The 17223-nt window shown below is 35.4% G+C and carries 8 protein-coding genes, 1 pseudogene and 1 other annotated feature; of the genes and pseudogenes, 3 read left to right on the top strand and 6 right to left on the bottom strand.

Annotation, left to right across the window (positions count from 1 at the left end; translation table 11 throughout):
* Positions 1-46: 46 nt before the first annotated feature.
* Complete coding sequence (locus QUG14_RS24480; protein WP_289343067.1) at positions 47-583, bottom strand: hypothetical protein; 537 nt, start codon at positions 581-583, stop codon at positions 47-49.
* A gap of 1516 nt (positions 584-2099) precedes the next feature.
* On the bottom strand, positions 2100-5669 hold the full coding sequence (locus tag QUG14_RS24475) for a family 20 glycosylhydrolase (RefSeq protein WP_289343066.1): 3570 nt from the start codon (positions 5667-5669) through the stop codon (positions 2100-2102).
* A gap of 676 nt (positions 5670-6345) precedes the next feature.
* Between QUG14_RS24475 and QUG14_RS24470 the strand changes: the two genes are divergently transcribed.
* The gene (locus QUG14_RS24470; RefSeq protein ID WP_289344226.1) at positions 6346-7164 is read left to right on the top strand and encodes a PRD domain-containing protein; all 819 of its coding nucleotides are present in this window, start codon (positions 6346-6348) and stop codon (positions 7162-7164) included.
* A 179-nt stretch (positions 7165-7343) separates the two neighbouring features.
* Here QUG14_RS24470 and QUG14_RS24465 read toward each other — a convergent pair.
* Both QUG14_RS24465 and QUG14_RS24460 read right to left on the bottom strand, forming a co-directional pair.
* Positions 7344-7508: pseudogene (locus QUG14_RS24465) on the bottom strand (PTS glucose transporter subunit IIA); the annotation flags it as partial.
* A gap of 184 nt (positions 7509-7692) precedes the next feature.
* The gene (locus tag QUG14_RS24460; protein WP_289343065.1) at positions 7693-9999 is read right to left on the bottom strand and encodes a glycoside hydrolase family 84 protein; all 2307 of its coding nucleotides are present in this window, start codon (positions 9997-9999) and stop codon (positions 7693-7695) included.
* Between the two features lie 641 nt (positions 10000-10640).
* On the opposite strand from QUG14_RS24460, the gene QUG14_RS24455 reads away from it, so the two are divergent.
* The gene (locus QUG14_RS24455; protein WP_289341392.1) at positions 10641-11858 is read left to right on the top strand and encodes an IS110 family RNA-guided transposase; all 1218 of its coding nucleotides are present in this window, start codon (positions 10641-10643) and stop codon (positions 11856-11858) included.
* Positions 11859-12483: 625 nt separating this feature from the next.
* Here QUG14_RS24455 and QUG14_RS24450 read toward each other — a convergent pair.
* The gene (locus QUG14_RS24450; RefSeq protein ID WP_289343064.1) at positions 12484-12672 is read right to left on the bottom strand and encodes a DUF6954 family protein; all 189 of its coding nucleotides are present in this window, start codon (positions 12670-12672) and stop codon (positions 12484-12486) included.
* 102 nt (positions 12673-12774) lie between these two features.
* Positions 12775-14031, bottom strand: a complete 1257-nt coding sequence (gene tyrS, locus QUG14_RS24445) for a tyrosine--tRNA ligase (protein WP_289343062.1) — start codon at positions 14029-14031, stop codon at positions 12775-12777.
* A gap of 52 nt (positions 14032-14083) precedes the next feature.
* Positions 14084-14299 (bottom strand) — a binding site (T-box leader).
* 145 nt (positions 14300-14444) lie between these two features.
* Between tyrS and QUG14_RS24440 the strand changes: the two genes are divergently transcribed.
* Positions 14445-17189 (top strand): transglycosylase domain-containing protein, encoded by a 2745-nt coding sequence (locus tag QUG14_RS24440; RefSeq protein ID WP_289343060.1) that lies wholly within the window; start codon positions 14445-14447, stop codon positions 17187-17189.
* The last annotated feature ends 34 nt before the right edge of the window (positions 17190-17223 follow it).

The following is a 17223-nucleotide window of genomic DNA, read 5'->3' as shown; positions in this document are numbered from 1 at the left end:
AGAATATTTTCAATATTTCTATTTTTCATCAGATCTCAATGTATAACTATTTTAGTTCCGTTACCCCTGTCTCAGTAATTGCGTACACACCTTCATGGCCATTATCAATTAGAAGAAGAACTTTATCATCAAGTAGACTGCCATTTGCCGCTGTGAAACTTTCTACTTTTTTCGTTTTAAGATTTGTTTTGATTACACCATCATTTGTTCCAATCCACAAATAAGTGCGTGATGCATCAAGTACGGAAGTTTTCACTCCACGAAGTGAAGGGAAAATAGAAGGCTTCACAGTAAAGTCCTTATTTACAAATGTATTTGCGTTATCCAAATTAGGCATGTAAACGCTTGGATTTGCAATGCTTGGTTTATACGTATCGTCTTGCAAAAACTTGATATATTGCTTCACTTGACCTTGTTCACCATTATTAGAAAATTTTTGGATAACTTCAGCATAGCTATATTTATTTTTTGAAACAGCTGCTGATCCTATTTTTGCGTTTGCTAGAGTACCAAATATGACTGCCGTACATAATAATGTTGCAAGCATCACTTTGAATACATGTGATTTTTTTACATTACTCATAATTTTTTCTCCCCTCGTAATTAATTCATTTTTTTAATTGAAAATGACTTTAAAATAAAATTTAACCATACATAAAAAACAATTCCTTACTTTTTTCTCTTCTAACCTCCTCCTTACTTTGAGAGATAGTAGTTCTGGAAAAATGTTGATTTTTCGACACACGCACTGGCTAAATCAAAAATTTAGAATACTAGACTTAGTAAAATTCCATTTGAAAATGCTCATGCTTTGTGTCAAAAAACCCCTCAAATACAGCAGCGTCAAAATTTCTGCAAGAAAAATTTTGAAACGACGTATTTAAAAAATTTATATATACCACTGTTCCTTTCTTCAAACGAGTAATCTTTCTTACCAATTTGGTAGAATTGCAATGAAAGGAACAAATTATATCCCAAAAACTGTGAATGTTGAAAGAAGTAAGGATGTTACAACTGCAGTAGTCATGACTTTAAATGCCTTCAACTGGTAATTAACTTTGCTACTTTTATGAGATTAGTAATTTAATAAAATTACAATTCACTATCATTTTTAGTAAATACATACTAGTAAAATTGTACATACAACATAAATAAAGGTAAATTGGGGGAATAAAGACTAGTTCGATAGACTTATATATTAAAAATTTCGATTAAAAAAATTGTCAATAAACAATATTAAAGTAGAATTTCAAGTTATTATCAGGAAAAATATTTATATCTTTGTCGAAATCAATATTTTTAGTGGAGTATTTTCTCTTTAAATGGGGGGAAATAAACATAATTAATATAATATTGCGAAAATACAAAAAATAAACTAATTAAAATATGTATAAAAGGACTAGAAACGTATATGGTTTTTTGGACATTTACTCATTATGTAGAAAAATAATATTTCTTGCCAAAATTGGAAAACAAATTAGCGTCTTCCCATTGGAAAGACGCAAACTGTTTCATGTAAAAAATCTTAGAATCAAAGAGCAAATCATATGCCACTTACATTTAGTATATTAGTAAAGATTATTTTCCACTTTGCGATACTTCTTTAATTTTCGACTTGTTCCTTCACAACCTTAATAGTATATAATGACCATCCCCCATGTACCTAGATTGGGGGAACGAATTTACACTCTTTATTTCGTAACTGACATTTCTTTTTTTCTACTTTTCAGAAAATGTTAGTTCTAAGATGCAATTATTAAATCTAAAAGTCAAAATCCATTCTCATTCATAATGGCCTCATATGGGGAAGTTGCCTGTATATTTCCTATTCTTTTTCTTTTTGTTCATAATCATGTATGCTCCTACTATAACGTTCATTTTCTGAAATCATTTGTTCCAGCCGATCATTCACCCTTAATATGTTTCAATATCCGTTTCTAGCACGTCCTAATTGAAGGGCTTTTTTTAAAATCCACTAAAAAGTCGGAAAAGACTAATATACCTTTTAAAAATAAAGCGATGTAAATATTTCTCGTTGCCGTAAAAAAAAACACCAGCAAAAGCTGGTGACAAAATATTATACAAATCTTGACACTGGTTTAATAACTGTATTTGGCTGCAATCAAATAGAATGGATAAGTTATGTTATTTATTATTTTATGTGCATCTGCATTCAAAACTGTTTTAGCTTTTTCACTGCTATAGTTAACTAATGCTTTATTATTAAGACCGTCTAAAAAGTCCTGCAGATGCTTAGCTGCATGATTAGAGTCCCCCTTATCTAGCTGATGCTGGGCTTGCATAAGTTGATTTGTAAGCTGTGGTATTATCGGTCCGGAGAGTTCACCTGAATTCATATAGCGGCTTACCAACTCCATCATTGAGTTAATACTTGTAGTGACATTAAAGCTAAACGAAGTTTCCAATTGGTTTCCAGCAAAATCCTCTAGTGTAACTAGAGCTGTAAAACTTCCTGGTTTCCCTGCCATGTCAATAACTACGCTCTGCTGTGTATTAGTGTCAATAATATAGACCTCTCCGTCTATATTGATTTTTGCTGAATCAATTCCAGATAAATCATCTGCGACTTTAAAGGTAAGTGGTAAATAGTCATCGAAGGACGCTCCATCATTTAAGTTATTACCATTTACAGTAAGATTAAAATGCGGCATTGTTTTATCAATTTTAATAATCTGCTGTTTTGTCTCTTCTATATTACTCGCTCTGTCCATCGAGCGAAATTCGAGCGTATAAGCTCCCTCTTGATTAATGTCAACTGGGTTATTATAAGGTATCCAATCTCCGCTATTGCCTATTCTGTATTCTGTACTGTGAAGGCCGCTCAAATTATCATTTGAACCTAAAGTAACAGTTACATTCGAATTATACCAATCATTCGAACCGTTTCCAATTACCTCTGCAAAAGAAACAGGTGCTGTATAATCTACTACGATTGGGATGTTATTTGATTCGATTATTGTACCATATAGATTAACTATTGCAGTAATAACTGCATTTCCCTCATTATTAGGTGTTATTACACCGTTGTTATCTACAGATGATACTTCTGTATTACTGCTTTTATACTGTATGGTAGCTTTTGATAAATCTGCATCCAATCCACTTTCAAGCTTTCCTGATATACTAATCGTTCCTTCGTTTGTCTTGCTTAGCTCCGTTTTATCAGCAGCAATAGTTACAGCATTCAATTTATCAACTGTAAAATTAACATTGTATGTCTTTGTTGTAGTCCCATCCTCAGCAGTTACCTTTATAGTTGTTGTATCTGGAAGGTTATTTGCAGCTGTTACTACTACACTTGCATTACTATCTGATGAAGTTGCAGCTACTGTTGGAACTTCAGTTGTTCCTGCCGGTAACACTACATTGTAATCTGTTGTTTGTGCTGCAAATCCATTTAATGGGGTTCCATTTAAAGTAATTGAACTTAAAGTTGCTATTGGTGATTTGGTCAACGTTACAATCTCACTGGCACTCAAAGCTCTATCGACTATTGTTAGTTGGTCTACGCTACCTGCAAAGAATGAAGTTTTTGAACCAGTTCCAGGTTGTATTTCAGCTCCCACATATGACATTGGACAATTCATTTTATCTGGAAGTGTTTGAGAAAGTACACCATTAACATAAAGTGATGTCCCAGCATTAGAGCCAACAAAGGTCAGATGAACCCATGTGTTTGTAGTAGGAAGCTTATAATTGAATGTACTGTCTTTAACTCCAAATACAGAAAATCCAACTTTACCTGTTTTATTCCATTGGTTAGCCTTAATACTAGAAGTTGGGCCACTAACTAGTGCCTCAGCAGTTTTGGTCATATTAGATTTGCCATAAACCCACATACCTAACGTCCAGTCTCCAGTTATCTCTGTGCCTCCCAAACTTATATATTGAGAAGTCCCATTAAGACTAACAGCACTTCCAAATTTTCCTGTTGTCCATGTAGGAAGAGATGTTGTGGTACTTAATAATGTTGCATTATATCTACCTGATCTATCGGCTGCACTAGTTCCTGTACCTTCATCCATGTTCCATTTTGAGTTAATTGGCAGTGCTGGCGGAGTGAAAGCAATAGGATCTGCGAAATACTTAATTCCCTTATTCTGTAAACTTGAAGCATGGTTATAAAGTCTAGTCTTAAAATCGGTCCAGTCTCTAATACTCTTAGGTGTCCAGCCAACTTCTGCATTAGCTATTAATCTTGGATATATCATATAATCCAAATTATCCTGAGTAACAACGGTTTCTGTCCATAGTGTGCTTTCTATTCCATAAATAGAAGCTGCAGGAGCAAAATCTGTTGGATCCCAATTGTAAGCTTTATTTGTATTTATAAATCCTCTCCAACTTAATCCTAAAGGAGAATTAGAGTAGTATTTCTGATCTATATAAGCATTTGCAGGAGATAATATCATCTTCATTCCTTTTGATATGGCAGAAGTCCCAGTTGTAGGAGTACAATGCCAGTTTTGAAGAATGGAATCATTCGATGTAATACCTGTTGAAGTATCATATGGGTCCCATCCTACAACTTTCTTATCATATTTACTTACAATACTTGCGACCCTTCCTATAAAATAATCGTAATCTGCTGCAGAAGTTGAATGAGATTCATCCCCTCCCATATGAATATACTGTGAAGGTGAAATAGCAGCAAGTTCACTTATTACATCATCAACAAAATCATATGTTGCTTCAGAACGAGCCATAAGTGTACTATATCCTACAGCTGTATCATACCTAGGTTGCGCTCTGACTCCAGTAGGATTTAATTCTGGAATAGATGCTAATGCTGCATTCGTATGTCCAGGCATATCAATTTCAGGAATAACTTCGATAAATCTAGCATTTGCATAGCTTATGATATCCTTAAATTGTTCCTGTGTATAATATCCACCCGGATCACGATTAACTGCAGATATGCTTCCATATGTTGTAAGGTCTGGTCTGGATTTAATTTCAATTCGCCATCCCTGATCATCGGACAAGTGTAAATGGAGTTTATTAATCTTATACTGTGATGCAAGATCAATCTGACGCTTAACTTGATCTACTGTGAAAAAGTGTCTAGCTACATCTAGCATTAGACCTCGATAACTATATGAAGGCTTGTCATTAATAGTTGAACTAGGTATAACCCATGGTACTTCAGTGACAATTGTACTCTTTACAATTTCTGCAGGAAAGAGCTGTATTAATGTTTGTGTACCTCTGAAAATACCTTCAGGTTTATACGCAGTAATTGTAACTTTATCAGTTTCTGTAACTAACCTATATCCTTCATTCCCTTGATCAGAAGTTCCTCCTACTGTAGTAAAATAAATACTTCCTGCTTGAGGGCTATTTGATTTTATAATTTTGATATTAAATCCTGTGGAAATATTCAACTTTTCTACAAGTAATTTGGCAACGTTAAAAATTTCATCTGTTTCCTCTTGAGAATTACCAGCTACGTATACCGAACTGTTGGGTGTTAAAGTAAATTGACCAGTGCCGGGTATATAACTTACAGGTTTAGGTAATAAGGAAGGAATATTGGGAGCAGCTTTAACTTTATTAGGTAATATTAATCCAAAATTAAGAAGTAAATTAGTTAGTAACATAATTACTAATGTCAAAGGGAACATTTTATTTCTTATTAATTTTTTCAACTTACATTCTCCTCTTTATTTTAGGTTTTAAGTATCAATTATTATTAGCTCTTATTCAAATCTTTCTCATCAAATTTCTCCTTTATATAGTTAATTAGTAGTGTTATATATTTGTAAAAATGTGACTCTACTTGAATACTCAACTTCACAATTAATAAACTTACCTATTAATCTTTTAACTAATCCTGCATCTATCGCGAGTCTAAAATAGGTCCTTTTCCTATCCCTGTCAATCATATGATTAATAATTGAGGCTTTCTAAAAAGTACCATTCAGATATTCTGAATTAAACAAAATCGTTCTATATATAGAATATTCTAAATCATCTATTACAAAATAAATAGATGTGAAAAATCATGGTTAAATAAATTAAAATGATATTTTCACATAAAATTCCAAAATCCCCTAATATCAGGTGATAAGAATATACAAATATCGACACTAAATGAAAATATGATATTGTCTTTCTCTACCTGATTTTACATAATAAGTAAAAAAAATAATTAAATTGAAATTTTATGTCAAAAAATATCAATAACCTTACTTTGGAATTCCCCCAATTTACTTCAAGAAATTACCTACTTATAATTTGGAATAGTTATTGTTTCTGAATATTCTTTAATGATAAAAAAAGCCTATTAACACATTTAGATGTAACAAAGGAGCTGAGTTTTTGTTGAAAATCAAAAAAATCCTGAACAACAATGCCGTTGTGGTGACAGATAACAATAAAGAAAAGATTGCTATAGGTATGGGAATCGCTTTTCAAAAAAAGAGACATGACATTATTAGTCCAAGCAAAATTGAAAAGATTTTTGTTATGAAAGAAAATGACAAACTCCAACAGCTACTGCTCCAAATACCCGAAGAACACTTTGACATATCAGAAAAGATTATTACATATGCAGAAGAATACCTCGGCGTAAAATTAAATGAACATATTCATATAGGACTGACAGACCATTTATCCTTTGCCATTGAACGAGTAAGAGACGGGATTTATCTTAAAAACAAGCTTTTGCATGAAATAAAGATTCTCTATAAAAAAGAATTTGAAATTGGAATGTGGTCAATTAGGTATATTGAAAAGAGAACAAATTTGAAAATGCATGTTGATGAAGCAGCCTATATCGCTCTCCATATTCATACAGCTAAGTTACATAGTAGTGACATGAAGCAGACTCTTAGACAAACGGTCATTATCAGTCACATAATACAGATTATCAAGGAATTCTTAAAAATTGAAATAGACGAAGTTGAGCTATCTTACCAACGTTTAATGACCCATCTTCGCTATGCTGTTTCTAGGATTAGCAATAATAAGTTTCAATTGTTTGATGATGAGATGCTAAAAATTTTCATAACTAAATATCCTATTGCTTACAACTGTGCAAAAAAAGTTGCCTTGGTCCTTTTGCAAACTTATGCTATTCAACTTCCCGAACATGAACTCGGATACTTAACTCTACATATTGAAAGATTAAGAAAGCATTAAGCTGATCAAAAACGCTTGAATGGCCAGGCGTTTTTTTACTATGTTTATTTTCGAATTTTTAAAATTTCATCTGCTACGAATTGTACAATTGTTCTACAATGACCTGAATGCTTCGTGTACCCACTATATCAATACCCCTTCTCCAGTCACTTTAATTTTCTTTTGGTCTACTACGTTCATATTATAATAGGTGTTATTGTGCTTTTTGCATTGGTTCGAATTAAATCCCTATAACCTCTATCAATAACTGCCCGACGGAAACTTTGTCACCTACATTGACTGCAAAACCCTTCTCCATTTAAAGAAACCGTTTCTAATCCGACATGAACGAGAATTTCTGACCCATATTTAAATGCCCCTTTTTAAGTTGTAAAAAAATAAAAAGGGCATGGAGATACAATAAACGGATAAAGCTATCCATTCATTTATCACCATGCCTGATCGTATCAGTAACATGTGATCAATAATCAAACTTTTATGAAAACAGGACCATAATAACCCTAGTGTGTAAACGCTTTATTTTCGCCGTTAAAAGTTTCGTGTTTCAAACACTTTAAATTCGTATAAAGAGTAGCCCCAACTTGTTGACCTTTGTAATCCCTGCATTTTAACATATCTGGCTTCTACCGGGTTAAAAGCAATTTCATCGCTACCACCATTACTATTTAATTCTGTATAGATATCGGTCCATTGATTACCGTCCTGTGAAACTTGGATTTTATATTGTTTTCCATAAGCAGATTCCCAGTTTAATACTACTTTATTAATAGAATAGATCTTTCCAAGGTCTACACTAATCCATTGATTATTCGTGTATAGGGAGGCCCATCTTGTATTATTGTTTCCGTCTACTGCTAAATTAGGTGTTAGCCAACTGACCTCAGATGAAGAGGCTTTGGCAGTTTTTCCCTCCGCTAAATTTACACCATTTAGTGCTCGGTCAAGGAAGTTCGGAATGACACCCAGGCTTAGTTTTTGCGGAATTTTCGCCAGTTCATTCATAGTATCTTGGAGAATTGTTTTTTGCTCCGCAGCAACTTCGATATTGTTTTCCTGTTCTGCTAGAAGCATTTTTATTGCTGCTTCACCAGCGACACCGTAAAACTCCAATTTATTTAAATATGGGTCGACTTCATCAAGGAAGTTCGGATTATCTAATGTTTCCCGAAGCTTGGATGGTGTGCTTTTTAGCTTATTGAATTCTTGTAAAAGCACATCTGCTCCTTCTTGAACGGTTTTTGCCTCATATGAAGACCAGAACTGCTCCATTAGCGTGCTTAATTTTTCTGAATAAGGTTCTTTGTTGTTATTTAGACTTGAAGAATATGAGGATTCTACAAAAACTTTTAATACTTCAGAAGCATCTCCAGCAAACTCATTTAAACTCTGTTCTAAGGAGGCGTTTGGATCATAAGCTTCTGGGTTCCATGTATAATCTGCTACAGTAAACAACGAAATCTTTGATGCCTCTGCTTCATTCATCGGATTTGCCGTTAAACCAACGACACCATGTTCAGGAGAAAGATTTGCATCTCTTCCAACTAATGGCCCGAGGAACAAACGATTTCGATCAAAATCATTTACTGGATAGTTATCCCAGATCAGTAGGTCGTGCTTGAAAATACCGTGTATTTTATCGGCATCTGCAGAAGTAATCGAAGGAGCAACAACACCAATTCCTGTCCATTGCACGACGATATCTGATTGGACCAAATCTGCAAATCTTTTTCGATAGGGAGAAGTATTCGCTTGATAATATTCTGTGGGCACTGTAATTAATCGCTCTGCACCTTCATGCGTTTTGATAAATTGGTCATTAAATCGATTTAACAAATATGCTTGAGCGGCTGCAGGTGGATTTATATCTCTTCCAAACATCGCTCGATCTTGAGCGAATCTGAGAGTCGGATTAATATCATCAAGATACAAGGCAAATGACCTTACTCCGATATCCCACATGGCTTGGGCCTTGTTGATTAATGCTTGTAAATCCTCATCACTGGAATATGTAACTGTATTCCCAGGTGAAATGGCGAACGTGAAATCTACATGGTTTTCTTGTGCTGCTTTAACTAGCTGTTCAATTTCTTTTATTTTTTCCTGAGGATATGGTTCTTTCCACTTATCTCGATGATAAGGATCATCTTTTGGGGCATAAATATAGTTATTCATTTTATGTTTACCGTAAAAATCTAATTGACTTAATCGATCTTCGTGTGACCACGGTTCGCCATAAAATCCTTCAATCGTTCCTCTTATCGGCATAGTTGGCCAATCCTTAATTTCTACTTCAGGAATCCAGTCGGTTCCTTCACGTTCTATAATTATTTGTTTGAAAGTTTCTGCTCCATAAAATGTTCCTCTTGCATCATTTCCGACAATCACAATATCTTTTTTATTTTCATTGCTTATTGCTGAAGAGACAATATAGCCTTCTTTGTGGGTAATATCAAAATTCTGTAAACCAACATTTTCTTGTAATATATTTAACTCTGCTTCATCATTAAATTCTCCTACCCATATTATCACTGGAGTAGTAGGAAGTGGATTATTAATATCACTCTCAATGATTGTTTTTACCCCTGCTTTTTTTAGAGCTTCTTTCACTTTAAGAACGGCCATTATATCAGTATCATTTTCAGTAACTATACCAACTTTTGGATTAAGAGGGAATCCATTTCCTGTTTTTTCAATAGATTTTGGAGTTGGGGAAACTGTAAAATCGTAATTTTCATTATTACTTTGTGCTTTGATTTCTTGAAAATTCAGGGGAACAAATAATCCGGTTACTAAACAAACTGATAGTGCCTTTGAAAACAACTTTCTTATCGACAACTTTTCCACCCCTATTTCTCCATTTTTGTTTTTCCTTTTTAGTTTTTAGGTTCATAAAATAATAACACTTGCAAATATTTTTTACCGCTACATCAATATATCTCCTCTCATTTTCAATAATATTGATCTACCATTATTACTACTAATCTCTCTATTTAGACGCAAAAAAGGCAGAGGGTACCGAGTCAAAAGAATTGAAATTCTTTCAACCGTACCACTCTGCCTGATCGTATCAGTAACATGTGATCAATATGTAATATTAAAGATAATTTAACATACAAAGAAAAAAAACACAATATGAAAGCGCTTTTTTTCTGAATATTCTATAAAAATATTTCATAAACAAACGATCCTGGCCGGCTGCTGTGTTTAGTTTATTTTTTGAAGTATGAACAAAACATACTAAGATTAGTAGTGCAGACCAAGGCATTGGTTAGCACTACTATTTTTTATATAGTAGAAGTGAAGAATAGGTCGTGGTCTTTTTTGGATCTTGAATCCGTCAACAAAACTAGACCTTCTTCACTTACCTTATTTGAATCAGGTTTGAGTATGTTGGATCCTTGAGATCGTGTATAAGAAATTGGAATCGATAAGTGTAAGATGAAGTCTTCAATTTAAGTGAATTGTAGGAGGACAAAATGAAGCATGTGATAGCTTTTGACGTTAGTATGGGAAAGAGTTACATGGTCATTTATAATGGCTTGAAAAAATGTATTTACGAAGGTGAAATTAAACACACCAAACCTGAATTTGAAAGATTGAAGGAACGGATTAATGAACTAATTGAAGGGTATGGAGAGCAGCCCAATATTGTATTTGAGTCAACTGGTGTCTATTCTCGGCAAATAGAGCGTTTCATGCAGGAAAACCATTATTCCTACTGCATTTTAAACCCTTTAGAGGCTAAGAAACAATGCGATTCTTTAAGAATTTATAAAACCGATAAAAGCGATGCGCATCAATTAGCCTTAACCCATTTTTCAACCTCCCGTAGGGAAACGCAAGGGACAGAAAACCTCTTTCATCAGTTGAAATCACTTTCTAGATTTTATAGTGAGCTTGATGATGAATTATCAGTTATACGCAGTCGATTACATAAAGTTATTCAGTTGACCTTTCCAGAACTAGAGAAACTCTTCACAAATAAATCTGATTTATTTCTAAACATTGTCCAATTGTTTCCACATCCAGATATTGTTCTGGGACTATCAAAAACAATTATAAAAAATAAAATACGTGCCAATACAAATAAAAATATCTCTGCAGCGATCGCAGAAAAGAAAGCAGTCGCATTAATTGAAGCCTCCCAGCAATCCTATCCAGCTGTTTCTTCCTCAGATGTATTGTGTGAGCAACTACGGGCATACGCTAGACGGTTCCAAGACCTTCTCCAACAGAAGGAACAGTGTATCGAGGATATGGTCCAGTTAGCTGAAAAACGCAACGAGTACAAGGTGATACTGAGTTTTCCTGGGATTGGTCCGAATACAGCTGTACGCTTATTGGCAGAGATTGGAGACATCGATCGTTTTGAAAACAACAAGCAGTTGAATGCTTATGCAGGAATAGATATACGCCGATTCCAGTCAGGAAAAACCTTTTTTAAGGACAAAATTAATAAGCGAGGAAATAAACACTTAAGGAAAATACTCTTTTTAATCATCCAGAACATGATTAAGAAGAGAAGATTCGGACACAACCACATCGTTGAGTATTATGATAAATTAAAAACGCAACCCTATAACAAATGTCATAAAGTTGCGTCCATCGCTTGTGTGAATAAGCTTTTGAAGAACATCTTCTTTCTTATTACACACAATATGAACTATGATTACGGTTTGGCCTCCAAATCATAGTTTATTAAATAATAACATATTCAAATGACCTAGTAAAAAAATCCAAGTTAGCTAGGTCTATTCAGTATGTCAATAATTAATAGTTCGTCCCCCAATTATTATTAGACCACTTAACTACCCTGTTCATTTTAAAACTAAGAAATTTATTAAAAAAAGATATTGACTACTCGTAAGAAAAATAGACCGTCTTTTATGGTCTCTCTTGTTCAATTAACGCATCCTATAGTTTAAGTGGAATCCTTCACAATCACTTTTACACTTTAACAGAATCCAATCCCTTTAATGGGTTGTTCTGGAATAAGGACCCTATTCATCAAGACAATTTAAATGCCAAGATACATCGACACCAACTATTCACCAATAACAAGTCAGTCTTTGATACCAGGTTGCAGGATCACCAGGCTCGTATCGTCCAAGAAGATGGTGCGGTCCTGTAGTGTGACCTGAAGAGTCCTCCCAGCCAAGAGTGTCGCCACATAAATTCAGAAGCTAGAGGAAATTTGGGGTGATAAATGGTGTCCATGGCAGAAATTAGCGTAGGCGTTAAAAACGAAGAAATTAGCAATTACATCAATCAAAAGCTGGATAAATCTCCAAAACCGTGCCAACTTATGGCACGGTTTTTTTATTTCCTTTTTATCCACTGGATCGCTTTTGAGTATAAGAACCCTAGTATAGCGTATAGTATGATAACGATAACAGCAGTCCAAATTCGCTCTTGAATCACACCATCCGCAAATAAAACTGGACCGAGCCCAAAGAAGGTAATTAGTAATAGGAGCATGATAAAAAAAGCATGAACTAAAAACTTCATAACAGCACCTCCAAATGCTAACCTTACACTAATAGACGATGATTAATTTCTAGACGTTACTACAATAAATAGGCCCTTAGAAATTTTCTAAGGGCCTATTTATTAGTATTGAATTAATGTATATTTCTTCTTCCCTCTTCTAATTATCGTAAACTGTCCTTCAATCCGATCCGAATCTTGTAATACATAAGCTGTATCTGTGATTCGTTCCCCGTTCACGGTAACTGCACCATTTGTGATGTCTTCTCTTGCCTGGCGCTTGGATGGAGAAATTTTCGCTGCCACTAATAAATCGACCAAGTTACCTTCTGTATCAGCAGCATTAAAAGTAGGAACGTCTTTGAATCCTTGCTCGATTTCTGAAGCTGATAGGCTTCGAACATCTCCGCTGAATAACGCTTCGGTAATTTTAATAGCCTGTTGTAAAGAGTCTTCACCATGAATTAAACGAGTCATTTCCTCAGCTAATGCTTTTTGTGCCTGACGTAAATGAGGTTCTTCTTGGACAGACTTTTCTAGTCTTTCGATTTCTTCGTGTGACAAGAAAGTAAAGTACTTCAAGTATTTAACCACGTCGGCATCCGCCGAGTTAATCCAGAATTGGTAAAATTCATAAGGTGTTGTCTTATTCGCGTCAAGCCAAACAGCTCCACCTTCTGTCTTCCCAAATTTAGTACCATCTGCTTTTGTAACAAGAGGGATTGTTAATCCAAATGCCTTTGCGCCTTCTGGCTGCATTTTACGAATTAGTTCTAAACCAGAAGTGATATTGCCCCATTGGTCACTTCCTCCGACCTGTAATTTACAGTTTAAATTCTCGTAAAGGTGATTGAAGTCCATTGCTTGTAGGATCGTGTATGTGAACTCTGTAAATGAAATCCCCGACTCAAGTCTTGATGCAATAGTATCCTTCGCAAGCATATAATTGACTCCAATATGCTTACCAATGTCACGTAAGAAGGTTACTATATCCATTGATCCAGCCCAGTCATAGTTATTTACCATGACAGCCCCATTATCTCCGGAGAAATCAAAAATTGCTGCTAACTGTTTTTGAATCCCCTCGACATTTTTTTGAACAGCCTCCAATGTTTGAAGATTTCGCTCTTCACTTTTTCCACTCGGGTCACCAATAAGTCCTGTTGCACCACCAACTAAAACGATAGGACGATGGCCATGCTGCTGGAATCTTCTTAGTGTTAAGAAAGGTACCAAGTGACCGATATGCAAGCTATCTGCTGTTGGGTCTGCACCACAGTACAGGGATATACTTTCCTTACTAATCAAATCCTTAAGACTATCTTCATCTGTCTGCTGGTAGATGAGTCCACGCCAAGCTAAATCTTGTAATAAATCCATTTCTTTATCCTCCAATTTCTTAAAATAATACAAAAAGCGCCCCTGCAAAAAATGCAGGGACGCATAACGCGCGGTACCACCCGGCTTGAGGAATAAATTCCTCCAACTCGAAAAATTAACGGTTTAATCCGTTCACCGCTACTTCTAATTTCACGGAGAAAGCTCTGGGACGTAATTCACTCTTCTATTTGTGTCAGCTTTCACCAGCCGCTGACTCTCTAAAAACAGGGATAGAAGACCTACAGTAGATTCCCTTCATAGCTTGATTATTAAATTAATAACTTATAGAATTTTTACCATACTTTGTATCTACTGTCAAACACGAACTGGTAATATCAGAAAAATGTAGAAGTTTGTCATTTTTACAATCGTCAATATGCTATAATATATGTGATTTTAAAAGAGGTGATTCTATGAATGATAAATTTCAAGCGTGGATAGAGAGAGCGAAGTCCATAACCAACTTGTTTACCCATAAAAGAACAGTAAAAAGTGCACGTATTACGTACCAGGTCTTTTGGAACCTATTGCTGCTGGTACTAACTGTTGTTATCCTTGGGGGATCATTTGCAGGTGGAGTGGGCGCAGGATATTTTGCCTCGCTTGTTAAGGACGAACCTGTTCGGTCTTATGACAGTATGAAGAAAGATATTTATAATTATACGGAAACATCGGACTTATATTTTTCTGACAATGTCTATCTTGGTAAACTGCGTACAGACCTTGAACGTGAAGAAGTGAAAATCGATCAAGTATCTGATTTTCTAGTTAAAGCCGTGATTGCAACAGAAGATGAATATTTTTATAAACACAAAGGAGTCGTGCCTAAAGCCGTTTTTAGAGCACTATTCCAAGAAGTAACGAATTCTGCAGTACAATCAGGCGGCAGTACTTTAACACAGCAATTAATCAAAAACCAAATCTTGACGAATGAAGTCTCCTTCGAGAGAAAGGCAAATGAAATCTTACTTGCCCTTCGTTTAGAGAAGTTTTTTAGCAAAAAAGAAATCCTAGAAGCGTACTTAAACGTCTCGACATTTGGCAGAAACTCATCAGGTAAGAATATTGGCGGAGTTCAAGCAGCGGCAAAAGGCATATTTGGCAAAAGTGCCAGCGAATTAACCCTTCCACAGGCAGCCTTTATTGCTGGTTTACCACAGAGTCCTTTTGGTTATACACCATTCACAAGAGAAGGTACAGTGAAAAACAACTTAGAACCTGGTCTTACTCGAATGAAAACAGTCCTAAAAAGAATGTATAATGGCGGTCATATCACTGAAGCTCAATATGCTGAGGCCTCCGCTTATGACATTACCAAGGATTTTATTCCGGCAGGCGAAAACCCACTTGAAAAATATCCATACTTATCATTTGAGATTGAAAAGCGGGCTATCGATTTACTAACCAATGTTCTAGCGAAAAACGATGGCTATGAAGAAAATGATTTAACGGAAGACGAAAATCTTTTCTATAAATATAAAACATTAGCCAAACAAAATTTAAGACAAAATGGATACGAAATCCACACCACGATTAACAAAGATATATATGATGCCTTCCAGGTGGTAAAGAATAACTATCCTAACTACGGACCTGATAAAGCAGAACAGAAGCTTGATCCAGAAACTGGGGAAACAATTACAGTCATGGAACCCGTTGAAGTCGGGGCGATGCTAATCGAGAACAAGACAGGTAAAATCATCAGTTTTGTCGGTGGACGTGACCATAATAAACAGGAGCTTAACCATGCGACTAGTGCTGTACGACAAAATGGTTCTACGATGAAGCCTCTACTTGTATATGGACCGGCTATTGAATTGGGGAAAGCATCACCTGGTACACCTTTACCGGATGTACCATTAAGACTTGAGCCCAGTATCTCGAGACCATGGCCAAACAATTATGACAAGGGTTACAGCGGGATTACTTCAGCAAGATATGCGCTAAAAAAATCTTATAACATTCCAGCTGTTAAGCTATATAAAGATATACTTGACCAGCAGCCAGCAAAATATCTTGAAAAAATGGGCTTTACCTCACTTAAAGGTGATGATTATACCAATTTATCAACCGCAATAGGGTCTCTGACAAATGGTGTTACAGTTGAAGAAAACACCAATGCCTTTACCACCTTTGCAAATCAGGGTAAATTTATTGATGCATACATGATTGAAAAGATTGTTGATAAAAATGGCAATACCATTTACCAGCACGAAATAAAACCAGTCGATGTTTTCAAACCACAGACAGCTTTTTTAACGCTTGATATGATGCGCGATGTATTAGAAAGTGGTGGTACAGCTGCTGGTATTCCAGGTAAATTGAAATTTAGGGCAGATTGGGCAGGTAAAACAGGGACAGGACATGAATATCATGACAACTGGTTTGTGGCTACCAACCCAAACGTAACTTTTGGAATCTGGAATGGCTATGATACGCCAAAGTCATTAAATAGCGGTGGAATGCGCTACTCACAAAGAACAAACAATCTATGGGCTGAATTAATTAATGCAGCATACGATATTAAACCTGAGTTAATCAGTCCAGCTGAATCATTCCCTGTACCTGCAGGTATTGTAAAGCGCTCATTTTGCGTTGTTTCAGGCTTACTGCCTTCAGATGCTTGTTCTAAGGCTGGCTTAATTGATAGCGATTATTTTAATGCTGACAATGTACCTACGAAACGTGATGATAGCTTGATTGCAGGAAACTATGTGCAAATTGGCGATAAAAAATATCTAGCTTTAGATTCAACGCCAAAAGAATTTGCTAAACAAGGGGTAATCCTAAATCCTGACTTTATTGCAAAAATGGTCGGAAAGAATTTTAGCAATACAAGTCAATTAATCCCTAAAATGGCTCGATGGGGCAATATCCTCGTATCGAACGATAAAATGGTTGATAACGGAAAACGGCCTGATGGAGTAAGTTTATCACTTTCAGGAAACAATCTCATTTGGTCACCACCAGCAGATAATGATGTTGTTGGGTATCGAGTTTATAAAGGGAATTCAAAAGTCGGCAGTATTATTAGTGGTTCTAGTCTATCCTTTAATGCAGGAAACGGCACCTATTATGTAACCGCAGTAGATATTGCTGGAAAGGAATCACAACCTTCAAATCCGGTTGTTGTCGGCAGTACACCGCCAACACAGTGATTAATAAAAAATAAGGAGCTTGGATATCCAGGCT

This window comes from Neobacillus sp. CF12, from assembly GCF_030348765.1.
Lineage (GTDB): Bacteria > Bacillota > Bacilli > Bacillales > Cytobacillaceae > Neobacillus.
This window is presented reverse-complemented; position numbering and strand designations above follow the sequence as displayed.

Coding starts and splice junctions, on each gene's coding strand:
- QUG14_RS24480 (WP_289343067.1), bottom strand. CDS start 583: ATGAGTAATGTAAAAAAATCACATGTATTCAAAGTGATGCTTGCAACA.
- QUG14_RS24455 (WP_289341392.1), top strand. CDS start 10,641: ATGAAGCATGTGATAGCTTTTGACGTTAGTATGGGAAAGAGTTACATG.
- QUG14_RS24450 (WP_289343064.1), bottom strand. CDS start 12,672: ATGAAGTTTTTAGTTCATGCTTTTTTTATCATGCTCCTATTACTAATT.
- tyrS (WP_289343062.1), bottom strand. CDS start 14,031: ATGGATTTATTACAAGATTTAGCTTGGCGTGGACTCATCTACCAGCAG.
- QUG14_RS24440 (WP_289343060.1), top strand. CDS start 14,445: ATGAATGATAAATTTCAAGCGTGGATAGAGAGAGCGAAGTCCATAACC.